The sequence below is a fragment of the Rheinheimera sp. 1928-s genome, from assembly GCF_029269265.1.
In the GTDB taxonomy this organism is placed as follows: Bacteria; Pseudomonadota; Gammaproteobacteria; order Enterobacterales; family Alteromonadaceae; genus Pararheinheimera.
In genome coordinates, this window is record NZ_JARIXP010000004.1 from 64,975 (window position 1) to 88,332 (window position 23,358).

General features: G+C 47.6%; 15 protein-coding genes. 10 read left to right on the forward strand and 5 right to left on the reverse strand.

What is annotated here, in order from left to right:
• The first annotated feature begins 53 nt into the window (after positions 1 to 53).
• Together P3C17_RS10645 and P3C17_RS10650 are read left to right on the forward strand one after the other, a co-directional pair.
• A complete protein-coding gene (locus tag P3C17_RS10645; RefSeq protein ID WP_300929424.1) occupies positions 54 to 734 on the forward strand; it encodes a response regulator transcription factor in 681 nt (226 codons plus the stop codon).
• Positions 709 to 2,058, forward strand: a complete 1,350-nt coding sequence (locus P3C17_RS10650) for an ATP-binding protein (protein WP_300929425.1) — start codon at positions 709 to 711, stop codon at positions 2,056 to 2,058. Before P3C17_RS10645 ends, P3C17_RS10650 begins: the two co-directional genes overlap by 26 nt.
• A 1-nt stretch (position 2,059) precedes the next feature.
• Here the strand turns inward: P3C17_RS10650 and P3C17_RS10655 are convergent, their stop codons facing one another.
• Entirely contained in the window at positions 2,060 to 2,797 is a 738-nt protein-coding gene (locus P3C17_RS10655; protein WP_300929426.1) for a hypothetical protein, read from the reverse strand.
• Positions 2,798 to 2,981: 184 nt separating this feature from the next.
• Between P3C17_RS10655 and P3C17_RS10660 the strand changes: the two genes are divergently transcribed.
• The 5 genes from P3C17_RS10660 to P3C17_RS10680 all read left to right on the forward strand — a co-directional run bounded on the left by P3C17_RS10660 (position 2,982) and on the right by P3C17_RS10680 (position 14,096).
• A complete protein-coding gene (locus P3C17_RS10660) occupies positions 2,982 to 3,947 on the forward strand; it encodes an ATP-binding cassette domain-containing protein (RefSeq protein WP_300929427.1) in 966 nt (321 codons plus the stop codon).
• Positions 3,944 to 5,113: an ABC transporter permease gene (locus P3C17_RS10665; RefSeq protein WP_300929428.1), complete on the forward strand. Its 1,170-nt coding sequence runs from the start codon at positions 3,944 to 3,946 to the stop codon at positions 5,111 to 5,113. Before P3C17_RS10660 ends, P3C17_RS10665 begins: the two co-directional genes overlap by 4 nt.
• 113 nt (positions 5,114 to 5,226) lie before the next feature.
• Positions 5,227 to 6,936, forward strand: a complete 1,710-nt coding sequence (locus P3C17_RS10670; protein ID WP_300929429.1) for an autotransporter assembly complex family protein — start codon at positions 5,227 to 5,229, stop codon at positions 6,934 to 6,936.
• Entirely contained in the window at positions 6,933 to 10,694 is a 3,762-nt protein-coding gene (locus tag P3C17_RS10675; RefSeq protein ID WP_300929430.1) for a translocation/assembly module TamB domain-containing protein, read from the forward strand. The genes P3C17_RS10670 and P3C17_RS10675 overlap by 4 nt, the downstream gene beginning before the upstream one ends.
• Positions 10,695 to 10,847: 153 nt before the next feature.
• A complete protein-coding gene (locus P3C17_RS10680; RefSeq protein ID WP_300929431.1) occupies positions 10,848 to 14,096 on the forward strand; it encodes a S41 family peptidase in 3,249 nt (1,082 codons plus the stop codon).
• A 440-nt stretch (positions 14,097 to 14,536) separates the two neighbouring features.
• Here the strand turns inward: P3C17_RS10680 and P3C17_RS10685 are convergent, their stop codons facing one another.
• The 3 genes from P3C17_RS10685 to P3C17_RS10695 are packed head-to-tail and all read right to left on the reverse strand — an operon-like array spanning position 14,537 to position 17,371.
• Positions 14,537 to 15,310 (reverse strand): methyltransferase domain-containing protein, encoded by a 774-nt coding sequence (locus P3C17_RS10685; RefSeq protein WP_300929432.1) that lies wholly within the window; start codon positions 15,308 to 15,310, stop codon positions 14,537 to 14,539.
• A gap of 26 nt (positions 15,311 to 15,336) precedes the next feature.
• The gene (locus P3C17_RS10690; RefSeq protein WP_300929433.1) at positions 15,337 to 16,101 is read right to left on the reverse strand and encodes a Nif3-like dinuclear metal center hexameric protein; all 765 of its coding nucleotides are present in this window, start codon (positions 16,099 to 16,101) and stop codon (positions 15,337 to 15,339) included.
• Positions 16,094 to 17,371, reverse strand: a complete 1,278-nt coding sequence (locus P3C17_RS10695; protein ID WP_300929434.1) for a glycosyltransferase — start codon at positions 17,369 to 17,371, stop codon at positions 16,094 to 16,096. The genes P3C17_RS10690 and P3C17_RS10695 overlap by 8 nt, the downstream gene beginning before the upstream one ends.
• A gap of 137 nt (positions 17,372 to 17,508) precedes the next feature.
• Here P3C17_RS10695 and P3C17_RS10700 point away from each other — a divergent pair, with 137 nt between their 5' ends.
• Positions 17,509 to 18,162: a hemolysin III family protein gene (locus P3C17_RS10700; protein WP_300929435.1), complete on the forward strand. Its 654-nt coding sequence runs from the start codon at positions 17,509 to 17,511 to the stop codon at positions 18,160 to 18,162.
• Here P3C17_RS10700 and P3C17_RS10705 read toward each other — a convergent pair.
• Positions 18,159 to 21,368 (reverse strand): sensor histidine kinase, encoded by a 3,210-nt coding sequence (locus P3C17_RS10705; protein WP_300929436.1) that lies wholly within the window; start codon positions 21,366 to 21,368, stop codon positions 18,159 to 18,161. The genes P3C17_RS10700 and P3C17_RS10705 overlap by 4 nt on opposite strands.
• A 292-nt stretch (positions 21,369 to 21,660) precedes the next feature.
• On the opposite strand from P3C17_RS10705, the gene trxB reads away from it, so the two are divergent.
• Positions 21,661 to 22,617 carry a thioredoxin-disulfide reductase gene (trxB, locus tag P3C17_RS10710; protein WP_008899359.1) on the forward strand — a complete coding sequence of 319 codons (957 nt, stop codon included), beginning with the start codon at positions 21,661 to 21,663 and terminating at the stop codon, positions 22,615 to 22,617.
• Between the two features lie 26 nt (positions 22,618 to 22,643).
• Positions 22,644 to 23,357 carry a leucyl/phenylalanyl-tRNA--protein transferase gene (aat, locus tag P3C17_RS10715; RefSeq protein ID WP_300929437.1) on the forward strand — a complete coding sequence of 238 codons (714 nt, stop codon included), beginning with the start codon at positions 22,644 to 22,646 and terminating at the stop codon, positions 23,355 to 23,357.
• Position 23,358: the final 1 nt, after the last annotated feature.

A 23,358-nucleotide genomic window follows, 5' to 3' on the forward strand; every position in this document is an offset into this window, starting at 1 on the left:
TTAGCTTCCCCTATTTTTTCTTTAAATAAATTGTACGGCTTCTGAGGAGCACTATGAGCAGAATACTGCTGGTCGAAGATCATGAACGGCTTAGTGAGTTGGTCTGCACAGCGCTACAAAGAGCTGGCATAGCAGTTGACGCCTTTTCAGACGCAAAATCAGCACTGCAAGCGATGCAAATTCAGCCCTATGAATTGTTGATTCTGGACAGAGGTTTACCTGATGGAGATGGCCTGGATCTGCTTCGGCAACTCAGGATAAACCAGCAAAACCTGCCTTGCCTGGTATTGACTGCCCGAAACGCTTTACATGACCGGATTGACGGACTGGAAAGCGGCGCAGATGACTACCTGACTAAACCTTTTGCCATGGACGAACTGGTCGCCCGGGTCAGAGCCCTATTGCGTCGTCCAAACCAACTACTGCTGAATGATCCTGAATTCTGCGACACCCGTTTATGTCTGCATTCAGCGTCTGTGCATCATGGCTTACAAAGCACTCTGTTAGCGCCTGCTGAATTACAAATACTGCAAACATTGATGCAAGAACAAGGTAAAACAGTACGCAGACAAAAGCTGGAGCAAACTGCATGGGGGCTGACCGACGCAGTCACTCCTAATGCATTAGACGTAGCGCTGCATAGGATAAGAAAAAAACTCAATGCTATAGGCTCTCCCCTTGTGATCATCAATATCAGAGGTTTAGGTTATGCTCTCAGCCAATCGCAAACGTAATCTGACCTTTCGTTTAATCATCACTTTTGTTGCTGCTTTAGCCCTGACATTGGCAAGCATCTTTTTCTATATTTTTGTGCTGAACCCTAATCTGATACTGCAGCGCACTTTGGATAAACAGCTCCACTATTTAAGTGAAGAACTGATTCCAGACGCTGAAGGCCGCCCTTCCGGCAAACGCTACGACGAAAAGTATGACTGGGTGTACAAAGTACTAAGTACAGAGTTGCTGTATCAGATCACAGACAACCAAGGTCGCGCCATCATGCAATCTTCACCTGATGCAGACGCAATTTTTAATCAGGTTAATCCACAATTCTCAACTGAAAAACGCTTGTTCTCAGTGACATATCAGGGCCTGCTGTATCATGTGAACAGTGCCCATTTAGCCAATTATCCGGGATATTACGTGCAAGTTGCCGGCAGTGATCGACTGTTGAGTATATTCCAGTTGACCAACCTCAAACCTTTGTCTGTGGTGGCTGTGCTGGTTTCTCTTATCTGTTTACTGCTGATCAGTCTGGTGGTCTGGTTAACTATAGGCTATATGCTCAGACCTCTGAAAAAGGCTTCAGCCACAGCTGCGAAGATTGAACCCCATAGCCTGACACAACGATTGGATACTCATAAGCTGCCAGAAGAAGTATTACCGCTGATTAACGCTTTTAATCAAACTCTTGATCGGCTGGAAAAAGGGTTCAAAGTACAGCAGGAATTGCTGGCAACCACTGCACACGAATTAAAAACCCCTCTGTCCCTGCTCAGGGGCGAAATTGAAATGGCTGAGCACTTTCCTAAACGTGAGTTACTGCTGCGTGATGTTGACCAAATGGCCCGGTTAATTCACCAGTTATTGCACTGGGCAGAATCCAGAGAATGCCAGAACTACCAGTATCAATCCTTGTACTTAAGCGATGTGGCTGAAGAAGTTGTGTTGTACCTAAACCGGCTGGCAGTGATCAATCAGGTGCACATTGTAGTATCAGGACAGTCTGAAGCTATGCTGTTGCATGCGGACCGTAGCACCTGTTTTGTGTTAATGAAAAACCTGCTGGAAAACGCCATTCATCACGCGCCCAGTCATTCAGTGATTGAGCTGACGATCACAAGCCGTGGTATCACAGTGCGGGATTATGGCGCAGGCATAGCGCCTGAGCATCTGCCATGGCTTTTTACCCGATTTTGGCGTGGTCCACACCGACGTAATGAGGGCGCAGGTCTTGGACTTGCTATTTGCGCTGAAATTGCCACTACCCATGGCTGGCAATTAAAAGCGTCAAACAGTTCGCCTGGAGCCTGTTTTTCACTACAAACAAGCCCCTGATTTAGCCTGTAAAAGCCTCCGGCTGTGGTAATTCTAAGCTCAGATGCTGCTGAATAAAAAGTTTGAGTTGCCATGCCGCCTGCTCTGGTATGGCCTGAAGTAAGAAATGTGGAGCATCTAATCTGACAAGCTGCATATCAGGTTGCAGCTGCTTTAAGGTATTGGCATTAAAAGCCCAGATCAGCCGGTCATGCCGCGCTTGCAAATACATTAAGGGTAAAGTCAAAGTAGCAAACTCGGCCAGTACATCTACCTGCAAGGTTTGCTTAGCCCGATGTTTAATCACCGGCTCAGGCACCATAGTCAGAGCATTTCCCATCAAAGCAGATAACTGCGGACTGGCATAACGCCCTTGCAACCATAATGCAGTCCAGTGATGCACCAGCTCATTCCATGGCAGTTTATCCACAGCACTTGCCAGACCTTTAATCGCAGGTAACGGATTCCGGCCAAAGGTACAACACAATACCAGAGCTTTTAAGTGAAGAGGTTTTTCTGCAGCCAGCATTATGCCTAAAGGGCCGGAAAATGATTCAGCCAGCAGCAGATAAGGGCTTTGCGGCAATTGAGGCCGAATATAGTCCAATAACTCACTATAACCCCATAGCTGATCCAAAGGATATGCAATCACCTGAAGATCAAAGTCCGGTGCCAGTTGCTGTGCCAATTGCTGATATAAAGTGCCTGTACCATCCAGACCTGGCAGCACTACTATGGTCATTTGGCTTTTGATGATCATTAATCCATTCCTGCTTCGACAAGTCGAAAACTCATTCTAACCAAAACAGATGACAAAGCGCTGACACTAGTGTAACCGATGATATCAAGTTAATAATTTGTCACATTTTTCTAGTGTTGTTAAAGCTTAAGCATTGATATGCTTGGGATCAATCATCCCTTTTATCAGCCTGTAAGGACACATCATGCTCAGGATTTCTGCAGATCACATAGAAAAAAGCTACAGTACAGTCAAAGCCGTCAACGGCATTAGCTTTGAGGTTCAGTCAGGCCAGATTTTTGCTCTGCTTGGCCCTAACGGCGCAGGGAAATCATCACTGATCCGTATGCTGGTGGGATTAACCCGGCCCGATGCAGGCACGATCCGTATTGAGTACAAAGGAGAAGAACTCAATGCATTACCCCAGCGTTGCTACGGTTATTTGCCGGAAGACAGAGGCTTGTATCAGGATAAAACGGTACGACAAAACCTGACTTATATTGGAAAATTGCGTGGCATGGCTGCGGCTGATATTGAAGCAGCATTGATTTTATGGTGCACCCGCCTCGATTTGCTGGAAAAAATGGATGACAACTTAAATAAACTCTCCAAAGGCAATCAGCAAAAAGTGCAGCTGATTAGCTGTGTGTTGCACACGCCAGATCTGTTGATTTTGGACGAACCTTTTTCTGGTCTGGATCCGGTCAATCAGGAACATGTGCTGTCCATCCTGACTGAATTAAAACAAAGCGGCACTACTGTTATTTTAAGTGCCCATCAGATGGCGTTGGTTGAGCGCCTGGCCGATCAGATGTTACTGCTGAATAAAGGTGAGCTAGTGGCTCAAGGCAGCCTGGCACAAGTCAGCCAGCAATTGGATCCTAAACAGTGGTTTGAAATCAGCTTTGAGCAGCAGATCAACTCACAAGCGCTGGAGCAATTAAGCGCAGTGGCTGACTTCAAAACCTGTGACTCAGACAAAATTCAGTTGACCTTAACTACAGGCTATAACGTCAGTCAGTTGCTGCAGCAACTGACCAGTGTAGCGGAACTGGCTGATTTCAGTCGTATTCAACCCAGTTTGCATCAGTTGTATCTCACCGCTGTGCAGCAACACAATCAGCAAAAACCAGCAAACCCGATAAACAATGCAGAAGGAGATGCAGCATGAATTTATGGACCATAGCCGTTTTTGAGTTTCAACGTTATTTCAAATGGAAACAGGAGATCATCAGTATTGGCCTGATGCTGCTGTCTTTGGTACTGATGAGTGCCTGGCCACTGGTCAAAACCTGGCTGGACAATGATTATAAAGTGGCCCTGGTCAGCAGCGTTTCCGCCCCTAAAATCAGTGGTTTTACCATCAGCCAGATTCCGGCCGATTCCGCAGAAACGGCGCTTGCGGGTATAGGTGATATCTGGGATTTAGTGGTTCAGGTGCAGGACGATAAGCTGGTGATGACAGCAGAGTCCAGTGCAAGCTGGCAGGATAAAATAACGCCAGAACTAAAAAACTGGCTGCAGAAACAACGCATCAGTCAGCTCCCATTGAGTGTTGAACAAAAAGAGATCGTGAACAATCTGCCCGAAACTCAGCTGGTTTTTCTGAAAAAAGACTCTGCTAAACAAAACAAAGAACAACAAATGGTCAGTGGCGGTTTGCTGATCCTGTTGGGTATTGGGGTATTTTCAGGCTTTGGCTTTATGTTTACCGCTATTACCACAGAAAAGCAGCAACGAGTGACAGAACAACTGCTGACACTGATCAGCACCAAAGAATGGATTGACGGCAAAATTCTGGGGATTTCATTGTTTTGTTTAAAAAGTATGGTGACTACAGGTTTGTTTTTATATCTGATGCTGCAGGCGGTTTCACTGGTAAAGGGCAAAGGAATGTTTGTTTTACCTATTACGGCCTTAGAACTGACCAGTGCCTTACTTTTTGTCAGTTTAGGTTTGTTATTGATCAACAGCTTTATGGCAGGTTTTGCTGCCACTATTGACGACCCAAACCATTCCAGCCGCTCAATCATCATGTTTTTGCCTACCGTACCTTTGGGCATAGTGTTCAGTGCTATGGATAACGCAGAGGGTACATTGATGCATATATTGAGTTTATTTCCGCTGACCTCTTTTGCCGCTATGCCGATGCGTATGGCCTCTGTTTCTGTACCCTGGTGGGAGTGGGTTTTATCTCTGATCTTGCTGATTGCTTGTTTGTTCTGGTTAAAAAATGCGGCCAGCAGAGTCTTTGAACTCGGGATCCGGATGTATGGCAAAGAACCCGAATGGTCCCAGCTGCTAAAAACCTTTTTATTTGCGCGGGTTAAAGATTAAATAACTGGTCTGCTAAGCGTTTGAAAACGTACTGAACTCTTTGTGGCTGTTATACTCTTAGAGCAAAACCGGACCTTGCTGGTCCGGTATTAACACAAAGGATAGTTCGCATTTTGTTGTACAGGACTCTGGCCATTCTGGCGCTGCTTGCCGCCTCTGCCGCCGCAGCGCATCCCCAAATAGAACTCAAGGGCGTTTCAGGCCCCCTTGCTGAGAACATTGAACTTTATCTGGACCGGCTGCCGGCTAAAAACAATCTGGGTTCCAGGCGTTTTCAAAACAAAGTGATTGAAGATGTCAAACTTGCGGGCCGGGCTGTAGGTTATTACCGCATGAACATTGAGCCCAGCCTGGTGGGTAAAGATAAAAAACAAAAATTGCGATTAACCATTAAGCCTGGCGAAGCTTTGCGGCTGAAATCTGTCAAAGTAGAAATCTCAGGTGAAGCCTCCACAGACCCTGAATTTACCAAACTGGTAAAACAAGTTGGCCCAAAAGTGAACCACAGGGTGCATCATGGCCGCTATGAAGAAATCAAAAATCAGCTGAACTCTTTGGCTTTGCGCCGTGGCTATTTTCAGGCGAAATTTGTCAAACAGGAACTGTCAGTGGCTCCCCGCTTGTTACAGGGTTTTATTCATATTCAGTTTGATTCAGGCCCACGTTATCACTTTGGGGAAGTCGCTTTTGAGGGCAGTCAAATTCGTGATGAACGCCTTCGTTCTTTACTTCCTTTTAAACCCGGCGAACCTTATCTGTCGAGTCAGTTGGGCGAACTGAATCAACGACTGGCAGAAAGCAACTGGTTTCGCAGTATAGATGTCACTGTAGATGAACCGGAAAACGCCGAACAGCAACTGGCTGTCACTATAAAAGTAGAACCACAAGTTCGTAACACAGTGGAAACTGGTGTGGGTTACTCCACTGATTTAGGTCCACGCGTCAAGCTGAACTGGAACAGACCCTGGCTGAATGACAGAGGCCATAGTTTTAACAGCAAAATGGCATTATCCGGCCCTGAGCAAACGGTTGAAGCTGGCTATAAATGGCCAAAGAAAAACGTCAGTAACGACTTTTATAAATTAAGCTTTGGTATAAAAAACAAAGATATAGAAGATACCCGCAGTCAGGAATACAACACAGCACTGGAGCGGCACTGGTTGCTGGCAGACGACTGGTACAGAACAGTATCTCTGCGCTGGCTGTATGAAGACTACGAGCAAGGACTGGATTCTGGCAGCGCCAATCTGATTATGCCAGGTGTCAGTTTTAGCCGCAGTTGGGACAGTGGCGGCAGCATGCCATCCGAAGCTAGCCGCTATTTAATTGGCACTGAGATATCAGACCCAGCCTGGGGTTCAGACAGCAGCTTTGTGCGGATACGCAGCCGGGTTGGTTGGATAGGATCTTTTTCTGAAGACCATCGTTATCTGGTACGTTTTGACGCAGGGGCCATACTCAGGGAAGCTATTACCGAACTGCCTCCTTCACTACGCTTTTTTGCCGGGGGTGATAACAGCATCCGAGGTTATTCCTACGAGTCCATCTCACCTCTGGCCGAAGATGGCAGCCTGATGGGTGCCCGTTACCTGGCCACTACGGCACTGGAATACCAGTACAGAGTGTCTGGCAACTGGTGGGCCGCCGCTTTTTTTGACGCAGGCAGCGCCTGGAATGATAAAGCTGAGATTTACCGGGGTGTAGGTTTAGGTGTGCGTTGGGCCTCCCCTGTTGGCCCTATTCGTATTGATGTGGCCTGGGGATTGGATGTGCCCTCCGATCAGGCCTTGCAGTTGCATTTTAGTTTGGGGCCAGAGTTATGAGTGTAGAGAACAATACAATACCTGATGTACAAAACGTCAGTTCAGCGTTTAGTTTCAAAAAATTCTTTTTAGCCTGTAGTTTAGTGCTGTTGTTGTGTCTTATTGCGTTATTTTACACCAACAAACCTTTGCAACTCCTGCTCAAACTTATACCAGAGCATAGCCCGGTACAACTAGGCCAGATCAGTGGCACTCTGGCAGAAGGTTTGACGCTGACCGATGTGCACTTTGCACAAAACGGCATTGAACTCAGGGTTAATACCCTGACGGCGAAAGTGGGCTGGTATTGTTTAGGCCGCCTTGAGATTTGTGTAGATGCAGCAACAGCTCAAGGTGTGCATCTTGTGTTCAGTCCGGCAACTGAACCTGCAGCTCCATCGGAAGATTCAGTACTGGAATTGCCCAAAGTCAGTATTAACCAGTTGCACGTCAGTGATCTGACCTTGCTGCAAGGCGATCTGCAACTCAGCCTGAAGAACTTAAGCACAGAGCTGAACTTTGGTGGCCAGCAACTGCTGCTTGGGGACACCCTGCTGGACCAATTACAACTGCAGTTGCCAGAAACATCAGAACCCAAAAGCACAACAGCCAGTGCAGAAGCCTGGTGGCATTATCAGGTGCCAGAACTTCAGCGTATTGAATTGCCCTTATGGCTCAGTGTAAAAAAACTTACTCTGTTGCAAGCTGAAATCACAGGTGCACAGCAATTCTCAGTACAGCAGCTTAGTTTTTCATTGGAAGCCAACCCGGATCAGTTTGACTTAACAGCGCTGCAACTGACCGGACTGGAAACCAGCCAGCCCGACTTGCAAGGCCATGTGTTCAATGCCGAAGCACAACTCAGCCTGACCAACTCCACTCCTTTTGCGCTGCAGGGTTTTATCAAAGCAGACAGTGGCTCATTCGTGCTGGACAGCAGCATTGCTGGTTCACTTGAAGAGTTACAACTCAAGTTGGAGTTAACTGGCGCTCAACAAGCCACAGCACAGATAGAAATTGCGCCGCTGAGCGCCGGATTACCTCTGTCATTGCAACTGAACGCCAGCAATTTGCAGTGGCCACTGCAAGGCGAAGCCTTATACAAATTGCACTCAGTAGCTGTGGATGCAAAAGGCGCATTGGCAGATCTGCAGCTTTCAGTACAAAGCCAGCAGCAATTGCCACAACTGCCAGACAGCCAGCTACAACTGACAGCACTATGGCAAGCGCCATTATTAAGCTGGTCAACACTGAACCTGACCTCCTCTTTGGGCTCAGTCAGCAGTGCCGGAACTTTAGATTTAACCAAAGACTTAGCCCTTGATGCCACGCTGGCGCTGGACAAACTGCAACTGGAGCCATGGCTAAAAGAGTATCCTGGCCAGTTAAGTGGTGATGTCAGGCTTAAAGCCAGTTACCACCAGCAGCAATGGCAACTGGAATTACCCACTTTAGCTATTCAGGGTCAGGTGCGTCAGCAGCCATTGTCCTTGTCCGGTCAACTGGCCGCTAAAGGCAAAGCCTTGAATGTAGAAAAATTAAGCAGCAAAACCTTGATACTGCAGCATGGCAACAACAGCATCAAAGCCGAAGGAGAAGTGACAGATCAATGGCAAATGCTACTCTTGGTCACAGCACCGGATCTGGCCAGTTCTGTTGTTGGCGCTCAAGGCAGCCTGAGTGCTGAAGCGAAAGTTACAGGGCCACAACAGTATCCGGCTGTAGATCTAACATTACAGGCACAAAAGCTACGCTATAAAAAATTACTGCGTTTGCAGAGCATGAGCCTGAATGCACAAATCAACAGCAATAACCTGGATCATCAACTCGAACTGATCCTGGGTAAAGGCATGCTGTCGGGCCAGACGTTAAATTCAGCCCAACTCTTAATGACAGGCAACAAAAACAGCAGTGATCTGGTACTGCAACTGGACGCTACTGACTACAAAGCCCAGCTACAGGCAGCAGCCGCTGCTAAACCTAAACAGCAATGGCAGATCAGCGTACAGCAAGCTCAGCTGCAAACTCCTGTCGGTCATTGGGCTTTGGCAGAGTCCCTGCCGATAGCGCTCGATTGGCCCAAGCAACAACTGGCGTTGCCTGCGCATTGCTGGACTTCTGAACCTGGCCAGCTTTGCCTGGAAAAACCCAGCACTGTCAGCAGCAGTCAGGGCGATTTATCCGTGACGCTGCAGCAGTTTCAACTGGCGCTGCTGGAACCTTTTATCGGCGAATCCCAACGACTGACAGGTGAGGCGACTGCAGATCTGCAACTGAATTGGGGTAAAAAACAAGGATTAAATGCAGCAGTTAAGTTGACAGGCACAGCAGGCCGGTGGCAACAAACCGATGTAAATCCGTTGCAACTGCCATGGCAAAGTTGGAATGCAGCAGTGCAGCTAACGCCAAAGCAGCTATCCAGCAACTGGCAAATGCAGTTTAGTGAAGACCGATCTCTGACAGGCTCAGCTTCCCTGCCGGATTTAAGCGCGGAGGATAAAAAACTTGAAGCAGAGCTCACCCTAAGTCGGCTGGATTTAAGCTTTTTACGCACGTTATTACCGGAACAAAGCGAATTTGTCGCCACCTTAAATGGTCAGGTTCGTGCCAGCGGAACGCTGAACAGACCTTTGTTGTCCGGTCAGCTCGCTGTTTCTGAGGTCAAACTGCACGGTACCAATGCACCACTGGATATTGAACAAGGCAGTATGCAGTTGGATTTTTTACAGCAAAAAGCCATATTGACTGCTGATATTCAAAGTGGAGAAGGCAAAGCCCAGTTGTCAGGCTATGCCGACTGGTTTGACTTAAAAAACTATCAGGCCCGACTGGCTTTAAGCGGCCAGGAATTACCACTGAACTTGTCACAAGGCATGGTGTATATCAATCCTGAAATTACAGTGCTGGCGCAAAATCAGGTAGTGGCAGTGCAAGGCACAGTACAAATTCCACGTGCTGAGCTGGCCATCGATGACTTGCCACAAAACGCTGTGCAGATCTCAGATGACGAAATTTTGCTGAATAAAGAGTTGGAAGTGCGCCGTGGTGCTGTCACTAGTTCCATTAAATTAGTCACTGAAATGCGTTTGATTTTAGGGGATGAAGTAAGGCTGCAAGCTTTTGGTTTAAAAAGCCGGTTAAAAGGTCAATTACTCTTTAGTCAGAATGAGCAGCAACAACGCTTAAGAGGTGAAGTGAATATTCTGGACGGTACTTTCCGTTCTTACGGCCAGGATTTACTGATCCGCAAAGGCAAGCTGATCTTTAATGGCCCTGTTGATCAGCCGTTTTTAAATATCGAAGCCATTCGTAACCCTTCTTCCACTGAGGATGACGTCATAGCTGGGATCAGAGTCAACGGCCCTGCCGATCAAGCCTCTGTGGTGATTTTTTCCGAGCCGTCAAAACCTCAGGCCAACGCTTTGTCTTACTTGCTGATGGGGCGGGATCTATCGGGCAGCGGCGACAGCAAAAGTAACCCACTGACCAGCGGTTTAATTGGCCTCGGCATTGCCAACAGCAACGGCATGGTCAGCCAGTTAGGCCAGGCATTAGGTTTTGAACAATTTACGCTCGATACTGCAGGCTCGGGGGACGACTCACAAGTGACAGTCAGCGGCTATTTATCACCCAAACTGCAACTGAAATACGGTGTAGGTATTTTTAACTCTTTGGGCGAATTTACCTTACGCTACGAGCTGATGAAAAACTTCTACCTGGAAGCAGTGCAAGGCATAGACAGCGCCGTAGATGTACTTTACAAGTTTGAGTTTGATTAGATGCGGGTTTGTTGGATTACAAGCCCGCAGTAACACTTGCTCTGTGCTGTCTGACGGCCCCTTTATTCATCTCTTGTTACAAGCTTAGGTTTTGCCGGACGCGCCTGATGTGGTTTACTTGTCAGTGAATCAGAACCACACCAAGGACAGACTATGTTTAAACCTCGTTACCTTGCGCTATTTTGTGCACTCGCCAGCACCTCTGCATTGGCATCTGAAGGCACAGCTTTGCTGCGCCAGCCAGATATTTCGGCAGAAGCCCTGACTTTTGTTTATGGTGGCGACATCTGGATCAGCGATAAAAATGGGCAAAACCCACGTCAGTTGACCAGCCATCCGGCCAGCGAATTTGCGCCTAAATTTTCACCTGACGGCAAGTGGATCGCATTCTCTGCCAGTTACGATAACAACACTGATGTATATCTGATGCCTGCAAGCGGCGGAGCGGCCACCCGACTCACCTTCCATCCGGGCGTGGACACAGTGAATGGCTGGAGCCCTGATGGCAAAAGTGTCATTTTTGCGTCCAACCGCGAGATAGCCAACAGCCGCAGCAATCAGCTGTATAGTGTGCCTGTCACAGGTGGTTTTGAACACAAGCTGATGGAAGCCGTTGCCTTTGAAGGTGACTTAAATGCCGCAGGTAATAAACTGGTCTACAGACCCAACAATATGGCATACAGTGGACCTAGTGGCTGGCGTTTGCATCGTGGTGGCAGCACGCCTCCGGTCTGGATCATCGATTTAGAAAAACAGCAGCTGGAAAAAATCCCGCATCCTAATGCCAATGAATTTAGCCCGTTTTGGCTCGGCGACGACGTGTATTTCCTGTCTGATCGCGACAACACTGCGGTGAATCTGTTTCGCTACAGTGATAAAAAAGTGGAACAGCTGACGAAGAATACCGATTGGGACCTGCGCAGTGCCGCAGGCTACAACAACCAAATCGTCTATGAAGCTGGCGGCTTTTTACATAGCTATGACATCAGCAGCGGTCAAAGCACCCCCATCCCGGTTCATATTCAAAGCCAATCCGTGCAAAAACGTCCGCAGTGGAAAGATGCCAGCAAAACGCTGACGAATGCCCGCCTGTCTGCCACAGGTCAACGTGTTGTCATCAGCGCCCGTGGTGATGTGTTTACAGTGCCAGTGAAAGACGGCAGCACCCGCAATCTGACCCAAAGCAGCGGTATCAGAGAATTCGACGGTTTATGGAGCCCGGATGGTCGTTTTGTGGCTTTTATTTCAGATGTAACTAACAAACATCATTTGGTGCTGCAGGCTCAGGATGGTTTAAGTAAAGCTGAATCCTTTGCGTTGTCTGATACAGGTTATTTTAACCTGCTGAGCTTTTCACCTGACGGTAAGTTGATTGCCTACCATGACAATCACCTGAACCTTTATGTTTTTGATCTGAACACCAAACGCAGCAGAAAAGTGGATAACTCTGAACGCCGTGCAGAGTTTAAAGTCTCTTTTTCACCCGACAGTCGTTATCTGGCCTATACAGTGTCAGGTGCAAATTATTTTAGCCAAATCAAACTTTTTGATTTTCAAAACAACAAAAGCACGTTGATCACCGACGGCATGAGTCAGGCTGATGATCCTGTATTCACTCAGGATTATCTGTATTTTACCGCCTCGGTCAATACAGGCCCTGCTCAGGTTGGATTGGATTTATCCACCCGTGAGCGCCCTGTACGTAAAGCCCTTTATGCTTATGTTCTGTCCGCTGAGGGCAAATCCCCGTTGTTAGCAAAAACAGGGGATGAACCACTAAAGAGCCCTGAGAAAGACGACACCAAAGATAAAAAAGACGATAAAGCCGTAAAAGCAGTTCGTATTGATCTGGACTCACTGCAAAACCGCATTGTCGCCCTGCCCCTGCCTGAGCGTAACTACGACAGCTTAGGCGTAGCAAGCGATGGCGCTTTGTTTTATCTGGAGCGACCGCAAGCAGGAGCCAGCAATGAACTGCCTGGCAGCAACGGCCAGAACAACGGCACTTTGTATCGTTTTGACTTTGAAGAAAAAAAGGCAGCAAGCATCAAAGAGGGGATAGCCGGCTATAACCTGAGTAACGATGGTAAAAAGCTGCTGCTAATCAGCATGCCAAACACCTTACAAGTGGCTGATGCCAAAGAGAAACTGGATACAAAACCCGTCAATCTGGCGGATGTACGCAGTTTTGTTGACCCACAGCAGGAATGGCAGCAAATATTCAACGATGCCTGGCGTATGCAAAAAGACTATTTCTATGACGCAAAACTGCATGGCATGGATTGGCAGGCTGTTTATGCTAAATACCAGCCTCTACTGAAAGATGTGCAACGCCGTGAAGATTTAAACGAGCTGCTGGTGGAGATGATTGCAGAGTTGCAGGTGGGCCATAACAGGATTGGTGGTGGTGATGTTCATCAGGAAACCCCAAGTAAAGCCGGTTTGTTAGGTGCTGATTTTGTCATTGATGACGGCAAGTATCAGTTTAAAACTGTGTTTCAGGGCGATCGCTGGAGTCCATTTTTAAAGGCACCATTAAATGTACCGGGAGCGAGCGCCAAAGCTGGTGATTACTTGCTGGCCATCAATGGTCGTGAATTGACTGAACAGCAGAATATTTACGCCTTTCTGGATAACACGCTGGGCAAACAAGTGGTGTTAACCATTGCAGACAATGCCAGTGGTAAAAATCGCCGTTCTGTGACCGTTGAACCCGTAGCCAACGAAAGTCAGCTGCGGTTGTGGCATTGGGTAGAACAAAACCGGCAACTCGTTGAAAAACAAAGTGATGGAAAAATCGCTTATGTATATTTGCCGAATACGGCAGACGGTGGATTTTATTTCTTTAACCGTATGTTCTTTGCTCAAACTGACAAACCCGCCGTCATCATTGATGAACGCAAAAACGGTGGCGGTCAGGCGGCAAACTATATCACTGAAATTTTAGGCCGCCCTTTCCTGTCCGGCTGGAAAGACCGGGATGGTTTAGTCTTTACCACACCTGGTGCTGGTATTTATGGACCAAAAACCATGCTGATTGATCAGGACGCAGGTTCAGGAGGGGACTTCCTGCCATGGGCTTTTAAACGTCTGGGTTTAGGTAAAACCATCGGAACCCGCACCTGGGGTGGCTTAATCGGTATCTCCGCCAATCCGGATATGATTGACGGTGGCTTCCACGTCGTTCCTTTTTTCCGTTTTTATACAGCTGATGGCGAATGGCGTGTAGAAAACGAAGGCGTTGCTCCAGATATCGAAGTGGAGTTAGACCCTATAGCAGTGAACAAAGGCCGTGACGTGCAGCTGGAGCGGGCTATAGCTCACACTTTAGCTGAACTCAAAGCCAATCCGCCTGAAGATCATAGTCAGGCTCCGGCTGTGCCCACTCAGTTAGGAAAATAACCGCCTGTCTGTAATTTATAGAAGGCTTTAAAAATCGCTGCTTGTCAGCGGTTTTTTTTATCTACAACAAAAACTCACCATGACGGATCTGGTACACAAAAAAATGCCCGGCTGATAAGGCCGGGCCAGAACGTGGTCTTTGGATGGGCAAAGACTTCGGAGTCTGACAACAACAGCAGAACAGTTGTTGTCATAGGGTCACAACATGTAACAGAGCGTTTATCCGCCTACGAAATCAAGGTGCCTTCCTGGCAGGGTGCAGACTTCCCACTTGATTGCATATTTTGCAAATGATAACCGTTCGCATTACGGAATTAATCATAACAGCTTTATTCAGCACTGCAACTGTTTTTTCACATTTAATTTCAGCTGGATTCGCCGCTGCAAAACCCTTCAGTCGTTAAGCCATAAATTGACGATCAAAGGCAGAGCTCCGATCGTTACAGAGCGCGGAGTAACAGATGCTGATAACGCCCTATAGAGGCATAAGGCTCTTGTCTGTTGTATTGCAGTTCAAGGTGCAGCAACTTATCAAATTCAGTTTCCTGCTCTGAGCGGTCACGCAGATAATCATGGAAACAACGCACTCCGGTTTTGCCTTCAATCGCAAAACCAGCCTCTTTGCACCAGCGATACACCTCTTCAGGTTGTAATGGATTTTGCGGGCTTAAACTGACTTTTTTCTTAAACGCCAAATCACGCAGCACATAGTTAAAATTGCCATAAATAATATTGCTCAGGCGTTTGGCATCTTTGTTGTAAAACATCAACGACACTAATCCGCCGGTTTGTACTAAAGTACGCAACTGCTTGATAGCCTCTGCCGGTTCATGCAGCCATTCCAACACCGCATGACATAACACCACAGGAAACGGCTGCCATTTTTGCTCAGACAACTGCTGCAAGGCCAGAGCATGGCATTGGATCTGCGCTTCTATTCCGCGCTCTTTGGCATCCTGTAACGCCATATCCAGCATATCCTGCGACAGGTCAGTTAACGTAACCTGATGGCCTTGCTCTGCTAAAGCCAGCGCCAGTTGGCCCTGCCCTGCGCCTACATCCAGAATTCGGCTGGGCTGCTGTAAATCGGCACATTCAGCAAAGTCACGTAACAGCACGGCCTGGCGCACACGGCCTTTAGTGGTCTGGTAAATATTTTTCTGAAACTTGCCCGCTATACCGTCAAAACTGCGGTCCTGCTGCTTTTTAGTCACTGTTGATTACTCACTTGGTAAAACCCCTAAGCCGGATTGTCGATATCAATAAATTCACAAACCACACCGGTTTTTTGCTGCACAAATTCCGCCAAAGCTTTGATGCCATACCGCTCAGTGGCATGATGACCAGCAGAAATAAAATCGATACCCAGCTCACGGGAGCTGTGAATAGTTTGTTCCGACACTTCACCGCTGATAAAAACTTCTGCGCCTGCTGCATAAGCCTGATCAATATAAGACTGACCACCGCCCGTGCACCAGGCCAGTTGTGTCACAGGCTTATCCAGCACTGCATGCAGCAGTGGAGCACGATTGAGCTCATAATGTAGCCTATCCGCGATTTGCTGGCTGGTCATCGCCTTAGCTAAAGTGCCGCGCATCAGGACGCCTGCCGGGCTGACACCGGGCACTGCCTGCCACTGGGTTAAGCCCAGCTTTAATGCCAGTTGGGCATTGTTACCCAGCAGCGGGTGCACATCCAGCGGCAGATGGTAAGCCATCAGGCTGATATCGTGTTTTAGCAGGGTTTGTAAACGACGTTTTTTGATGCCGGTGATCACATAGTCTTCGTTTTTCCAAAAATAACCATGGTGCACCATAATGGCATCAGCGCCAGCTGCTACAGCCGCATCCAGCAAAGCCTGAGAAGCCGTCACTCCAGCCACTATTTTTTTAATCTGGCTTTTGCCTTCAACCTGTAAACCATTGGGGCAATAGTCTTTGATCAGGCTGCTTTGTAATTCCTGATCCAACAGCTGAACTAAAGCCTGACGGCTGATTTCACTCATGTGTTGTCTCCTGTGCAAGGCTGTGTTTCAGCTCTGCCAATTTTGTTTTTGCTTCAATCCACTGCGCCATAAACTGCGTGCTGCGATGCTGATGATGTCTGAGCATAGCGCCAGTGAAGTTTGTTAATCTGTGCTGTGACAGCTGTTGCTGCACGTCCATCAGTTGCTGCCAGACCCTGGGCTGATGTTGATCTTGTGCAAAACGCTCCACCAGAATGCAAAAGCCTTGCTGCTGCTTTTGCTGCCATAGAGCCTGGTCCTGATACAAAAGCACAGCGGCCTCTGCGATTTGTTCTGCGGTTTCACCAATAAGCCCGCTCCATAATCCCTGATGCACCATGCCTTCAGCCCCTATGGCCGTAGTGACATTGGGAGTGCCCTGCAGCATGGCGTCAATAAATTTGCCTTTAAGGCCAGCACCAAAAGCCAAAGGAGCCAATAAAACACGGCCATTTTTAACCACTTCAGCTGCACTTTCAGCCCAGCCTTTGACCAGAAAACCCTCTTTAGGCTGATGCAACTGCGTGGCTTTAGGCGGCGGATAAGCGCCATAAATATGCAGTTCGGCTTTGGGCAGTTGCTTACGGATCAAAGGCCAGATCTGCTGCTTCAGCCACAGCACAGCCTGCCAATTGGGTTCATGCCGAAAATTACCAATAGAGACAAAATGCTGACGCTGCTCAAACAGCGGCAAATCAGCCGGGAGTTCTGCGTCTGCTGATGTTTCAAGCCAAAAAGGGCTGTAACACAATAGCTCTTTCGGTATTTTAAAGTGTTCGGTCAGCAACTGCATTTCTGCTTCTGAAATAATCAACGTCAGATCAGAGCGGTAAATAGCAGCTATTTCACGCTGCGCCTGCTCACTGTGTAAATCATCCAATGTCACGGCCCTGCCCGCTTTAAACGCCTGTTGACGGGCTAAACGTAAAAAGTGCAGATCTTCAGTATCTAATAACCGCAGCGCATCAGGGCATTGCTGCTCAACACGCCAGCCAAACTGCTCTTCAAGCATAAAGCGGTCGAACATCACCATAGCGGGTTGCCACTGTTTTAATTGCTCGTCAAAACTGCTGTCGTTTAACTGAATGTGATGTTCAGCAATTTGCCACTGGCTTAAATCAAAACGGTGTGGGCTTTTTTCGGCCGGACTGGCAAAAATAACAGTCCAGTTCTGCTCGCGAAACATTGCCAGCAAAGACAACATTCGACTACCGGCAGCAGAAGAATTTGGTTCAGGCCAGACATAACCGACCACAAGAAGCACAGACATAAAAGGCTACTGTTCAGTGTATAAAACAAAGGTCGTTAGTTTACCTCTATCTGCCGAAAATAACGAATCAGGCTGGTTGCTTTTATCCTGCCAGTGTTAACATGGTGTTTTCAACTACTTAGAACGCCATACAGAACATGAAAGCAGCGACCAGTTACAGTGCATCAGAAGAACTAAGCCATGCCATCAGCCACGGTTTGGGGGTGTTCGCCAGTATCATTGGCTTGTACCTGATGCTCCAGCTCAGTGCTGATACTGATTTCTGGCGTCAATTAAGCAGTTGGGTCTTTGGCCTGAGTTTGATTTTATTGTACGGCAGCTCTACGTTGTATCATGCCATTGGCAACCTGCAGCATAAGCTCTGGCTCAGAAAACTGGATCACTCGGCTATTTTTATTTTAATTGCCGGCACCTATACCCCTTTTACACTGGTTAGTTTAAGAGACAACTGGGGCTGGTGGTTATTTGCCCTGGTCTGGAGTATTGCGCTGGCTGGCGTACTGTTAAAACTCTTTACCGGTGCTAAATATCAGAAATTATCTTTGGCTATGTATCTGATGATGGGCTGGATAGTGATAGTAGCTATCGATCCTATGCTGACCTATGTGCCAGCAGCAGGCATGTGGTGGTTGTTGGCGGGTGGCTTGTTTTACTCAGGTGGTGTGCTGTTTTATGTGCAAAAAACCTTGTTTATGCATCATTTGATCTGGCACTTATTTGTATTGGCCGGCAGTGTTTGCCATTTTCTGGCTGTGTACTTTTATGTCTTGCCGCCGTCAGTGGCGGCTTAAACAGCCTCTGGCTGCTCCTCTTGCGTCAGCGGTAATTCAAACCAAAACAACGCACCTTGGCCTGGTTCACTGTCAAAACCAATAGTGCCATGATGAGCCGCAATAATAGTTTTGCAAATGTTCAAGCCTAACCCTGTCCCCTCCGCTTTGCGGCTGCTGGAGCCATCGGCCTGAGAGAATTTTTCAAAGATACGGCTGCGGAAATTATCCGGAATACCAGAGCCCTGATCCTGCACTGCAAAACGTATAAAACCGGCGTTTTGGTTTAACTGCACCATGACTGTCTGGCCTGAGCTGGAAAATTTAATCGCATTAGACAATAAATTATCCACCACTTGCCTTAATCTGGTTTGATCAGCAACCAGCCGACAGTCTTCCAGCTTCACCTGAAAACTCACCTGATACTTGGCAGCATAAGGCGCAATACTATCCAGCGCCTGAAGCACAAGCTGTTTCATATCAAAGGTCGCAAAAGACAAACTAAAGTTACCAGACTCAAACTTTTGCAAATCCAGTAAGTCGTTAATCAGCTGCGATAGTCGTTCACTGTTCCCCAAAGCAGTGTGCAGCAATTGCTGGTAATGCTCTGAGTTCTGGTCCACAGCCTTACTGGCGATTAATCCGACCGCACCACGAATAGAAGTTAAAGGTGTGCGTAGTTCATGGCTGACCGTAGAGATAAACTCATCTTTTAAGTTATTCAGCCGTTTGAGCTCTTTGTTATTTTCGGCCAGTTGCGACAAACTCAGTTCCAGCTGTCGTGAGCGCAGAGACAAAGTTGCTGTACTGTCCTGCAAGGCTTTAGTGCGCTCTTTTACCATAGTTTCCAGTACCGTCTGGTTATTGGCTCTCTCCTGCACCGAATGCTGCAGCAGCTTGTTAATTTGCCGCATATGCCGCAGCCGGTAAGCGTGTCCGCCCAGCAGCAGCAACAACAAGACCAGACCAATACCTGTAACGACCCAACCTCGCTGCCACCATAAAGGCAGCACTTCGATACTCAGTGTCTGAGCCTTATCAGCAAATAAGCCATGCTGGTTTGAACCCAATACCTTAAACTGGTAAGTTCCTGGCTCCAACTGGCTGTAATTCACTTTGGTATAGCCGGTATTGTGTTGCCAGCTGTTATCCACCCCTTCGAGCTGATAAATAAACTGATTACGTTTTGGGTCGTGGAAATCGAGGCTGGCCAGCTCCAGACTAATACCTTCACCAGGTTTTAATTCAATATGAGACCATGGCCCTTGCATAATGCCGGGCTTAAGCTTCTTTTGATCAATCCAAATAGCAGAAATGCGGGTATTGGCTTTGTGATGATTCAGCCAGAGTCGCCCGGCGTTCACTATAGCCAGGCCCCCTGCGGTGCCCAGATACAAGTTGTCGCGTTTGGATACCGAAAACGCTTTGAATATCATTTCTTTACTGTTAAGGCCGTCTTGTTCTGTGAAGGTCGTTAAGCGCTCTTGCTGGTAAGGTTTTAAGGTTAAACCATAAGCCGAAAACAGCCAGATATTGTTTTGTTTATCAGTGTACGCCCCCAATAATTCAGTGCTTGGAAGTTTTACCGCTTCGACCAGCACAGAGACTATGCGATTTTGCAGATCCAGACTTAACAAGCCACTTCTGCTGCAAATTAATACCGTATTCTCCGGACCTGGTGCAAGACACTGAATATCTGCTGCCTGATCAGCAAGGAACAGTTGCGTCAGTGACTGTAATTGTCCTGTGCCAGGATCCAGCACAAACACACCTGAATAGCGGGTGCCCAGCCAGATTTTCCCCTGGATTTGTTGCACCACCTGCACAGCATCCCCTACTTTCTGCTGCGCAATATCTTGCAACCAGTGCTGATGCTCTCCAGATGGATCCCAACGCATCAACCCATTTTGCCATAAGCCCAGCCATACACTGCCATCAGGCAAGCCAATGAGATCCCTCACATTTTGCCATTGAGTGCTGTTGGGCCTTTGCCCAGAATCAAGCTGTACCAGTTGCTGCTTTTTCTCATCAAACTGCCATAAGCCGTTGTCCAGGCCAAGGTATAATTTTCCCTGACTGGTTCTGGTGATCGCATTGACCCGGGCTGAGGTTGCAAAAGAGACAGCAGCGCCTGTACGTCGGTTAAGCTGATGAAACTGATCCGCTGTACCTAACCATAAAAAATCATCTTCCACTTTGACCGCAGTGAATTGCTCAGTAGCCAAAGCAGCGGCTTGTTCGCCCCATTCTGTCAGATCAGTAAAAGCAGACGGCTGGTGCCTGCCATAGAACAAGCCCCTTTCTCTGCTGCCGACCCATAACAAACCACTGCGGTCTACCAACAAAGAACGCACATTTATACCAGGTAATAATCTAGGCTGATCACCAAATGGTTCAAACCGACCTGAAGCCAAAGATAGTTTATAGACACCATCAAAAGTACCGACCAACATATTCCCTTGTTGATCACTGACCAACACATTGATGATAGGGCCAACGGCATCAGCATAAAAAGGTACGGCATGAAATTCCGACGACGCAGGGTCAAACTGAAACAAAGCACTGCGCCCACCTACCCACAACTTGTCGCCATAAGCAAACAAAGTGCGCATTTCATTGTTGACGTTTTGTGGACCAAAAGCCTGATAGGCAGCACTAAGCCCATCTTCTGCTGTCCATTGATGTAAACCATTGCTGGTCGCAATCCAGATCCTGCCATCTTCGCTTTGTTCCAGCGCCCAGATCCGCTGATGTATAAGAGGCTGAACACTGCCTTCGGCACCTAAAGTTTGTAATTTTCCATCAGATGACAAGCGCTGCAGGCCCTTGTTCGTGCCTATCCATAAGGCTCCTGATTGGTCCATCAATAAACTTTGAATGTAGTTGCTGGCAAGAGGCAAGGCACTGTCTGCGTGATCGGAGTAGTGTGTGATCTCCCCGGTGCGGATATTCACCTTGCTTAGCCCCATACCCCAACTGCCCACCCAGAGTTGATCGTTCTGATCAATCAACAATGCATCTATGTCAGGCACCAGCATATTTTCGCTGACGGAGGCTGGTAACACATCAAAAGCTTCCAGCTCGTAACCGTTGTAGCGTAATAAACCAGTATTGGTCGACCCAAGCCAGATATAGCCATCATCATCCTGCAGTATTTTGTAAATGCTGGCATTAGGCAAACCATCATCCACACTAATACGGGTAAAGTTAGCGTTAGCAGACAGCATAAAGCTGCAGCTCAATAGCCACAAATACAGAAAATAATGGACCTGCCTGAATTTCATCAATTCAGACCTCTTGAGTAAAAAAAGCGGCACAGAAGATAGTGCAATTTAAACCTCTGCGGAGGATCAACAGCAAATTAGGTGTAAACAAACAATACCATAGCATGAGATCCTTGCCAGAGCCTGAATTGGAAAAAATGCAGTTGTGCTTTATCTCGCTGTTGCAATGCCATAAAATCGGCCCCATTAACAAATCACTGATTAAATCACTGAATTAAAAATGCCGGAGTAATGCATGTCGACGATAAAACACAGCCGTTTATTGATTTTAGGTTCAGGCCCAGCGGGCTACACTGCGGCTGTTTATGCTGCGCGCGCCAATTTAAATCCGGTGCTGCTGACCGGTATGCAGGCTGGCGGCCAATTAACCACCACCACTGAAGTAGAAAACTGGCCGGGTGACCCGCATGGTTTAACAGGCCCTGCGCTGATGGATCGTATGAAAGCTCATGCTGAAACCTTCAACACTGAAATATTGTTTGATCATATCCACACTGTGGATTTCCAGCAGCGTCCATTTATTCTGACCGGTGACAACGGCCAGTACAGCTGTGATGCTCTGATTATCGCTACAGGCGCTTCAGCCAAGTATTTAGGCTTACCTTCAGAAGAAACCTATAACGGCCGTGGCGTGTCAGCCTGTGCCACTTGTGATGGTTTCTTTTACCGTAATCAAAAAGTTGCAGTGGTAGGTGGTGGCAATACGGCGGTAGAAGAAGCGCTGTATTTAGCCAATATCGCCTCAGAAGTGCATTTGGTGCATCGTCGCGATACCTTTAAAGCGGAAAAAATTCTGGTTGACCGCTTAATGGCGAAAGTCGCTGCGGGCAACATTATTCTGCATACGCACCGTGAACTGGAAGAAATTCTGGGTGATGATATGGGTGTCAACGGCATGCGCTTAAAATCAACCAACGGTCAGCCGACTGAAGATGTGGCTGTAGCTGGTGTATTTATCGCCATTGGTCATAAACCAAATACTGACATTTTTGCTGGTCAGCTGGAAATGAACGGCGGTTACCTGAAAGTGCAAAGTGGCACTGAAGGCAACGCCACTCAAACCAGTATTGAAGGTGTATTTGCTGCCGGTGACGTGTCGGATCATATCTACCGTCAGGCCATTACCTCAGCAGGCACAGGCTGTATGGCGGCTTTAGATGCTGAGCGTTATTTAGACGCTTTAGCTAAATAAAATTTCTGGACTTTAAAGGGTAAATAGTGGTGATTTATTTACCCGAATTATCAAAAGCATCGCTTGAATTCCCTCCGGTCAGTCAGGCTCTGACTGAACCGGATGGTTTATTGGCGATGGGTGGTGATTTATCGCCAGAGCGTTTATTAAAAGCCTATCAAAGTGGTATTTTCCCCTGGTTTAGCCCAGGCGATCCGCTGCTGTGGTGGAGTCCGTCACAACGCGCCATTTTTAAACCCGGCGTATTAAAACCTAACCGCTCTTTGCGTAAGTTCTTACACCATTCCAGCTTTCAAATCAGTATCAACAAGGCGTTTTCGCAGGTCATTCGAGCCTGCAGTGCACCACGCGCTTCGCAACAAGGCACCTGGATAGTCCCCGACATTCAACAGGCCTATATTGCTTTGCATCGGCAAGGTCATGCTCACAGCATTGAAGTCTGGTCTGATGGCGAACTGGTCGGTGGTTGTTATGGTGTGATGGTTGGCCAGCTGTTTTGTGGTGAGTCTATGTTTAATACCTTACCCAATACCGCAAAAATTGCGCTGGCGGCCTTACAGCAGCATTTATCTTCTTTTGCCACAGGCTATATTGATTGTCAGATGATGAATCCTTTTTTACAGCAGTTAGGAGCAGAGCCTTTGTCTCGAAGAACGTACCTGACCTTACTGGCCAATCATAAATCCCTGCTTTGCCCCGCTGATAGTTGGCGTGTGCAGGATATTGTGTTGGAGCTTTAGG

Coding starts and splice junctions, on each gene's coding strand:
- P3C17_RS10695 (WP_300929434.1), bottom strand. CDS start 17,371: ATGTCTGTGCTTCTTGTGGTCGGTTATGTCTGGCCTGAACCAAATTCT.
- P3C17_RS10645 (WP_300929424.1), top strand. CDS start 54: ATGAGCAGAATACTGCTGGTCGAAGATCATGAACGGCTTAGTGAGTTG.
- P3C17_RS10680 (WP_300929431.1), top strand. CDS start 10,848: ATGTTTAAACCTCGTTACCTTGCGCTATTTTGTGCACTCGCCAGCACC.
- P3C17_RS10705 (WP_300929436.1), bottom strand. CDS start 21,368: ATGCTGTCTGCTAACGCTAACTTTACCCGTATTAGTGTGGATGATGGT.
- P3C17_RS10690 (WP_300929433.1), bottom strand. CDS start 16,101: ATGAGTGAAATCAGCCGTCAGGCTTTAGTTCAGCTGTTGGATCAGGAA.
- P3C17_RS10660 (WP_300929427.1), top strand. CDS start 2,982: ATGCTCAGGATTTCTGCAGATCACATAGAAAAAAGCTACAGTACAGTC.
- P3C17_RS10675 (WP_300929430.1), top strand. CDS start 6,933: ATGAGTGTAGAGAACAATACAATACCTGATGTACAAAACGTCAGTTCA.
- P3C17_RS10700 (WP_300929435.1), top strand. CDS start 17,509: ATGAAAGCAGCGACCAGTTACAGTGCATCAGAAGAACTAAGCCATGCC.
- P3C17_RS10655 (WP_300929426.1), bottom strand. CDS start 2,797: ATGATCATCAAAAGCCAAATGACCATAGTAGTGCTGCCAGGTCTGGAT.
- trxB (WP_008899359.1), top strand. CDS start 21,661: ATGTCGACGATAAAACACAGCCGTTTATTGATTTTAGGTTCAGGCCCA.
- P3C17_RS10665 (WP_300929428.1), top strand. CDS start 3,944: ATGAATTTATGGACCATAGCCGTTTTTGAGTTTCAACGTTATTTCAAA.
- P3C17_RS10650 (WP_300929425.1), top strand. CDS start 709: ATGCTCTCAGCCAATCGCAAACGTAATCTGACCTTTCGTTTAATCATC.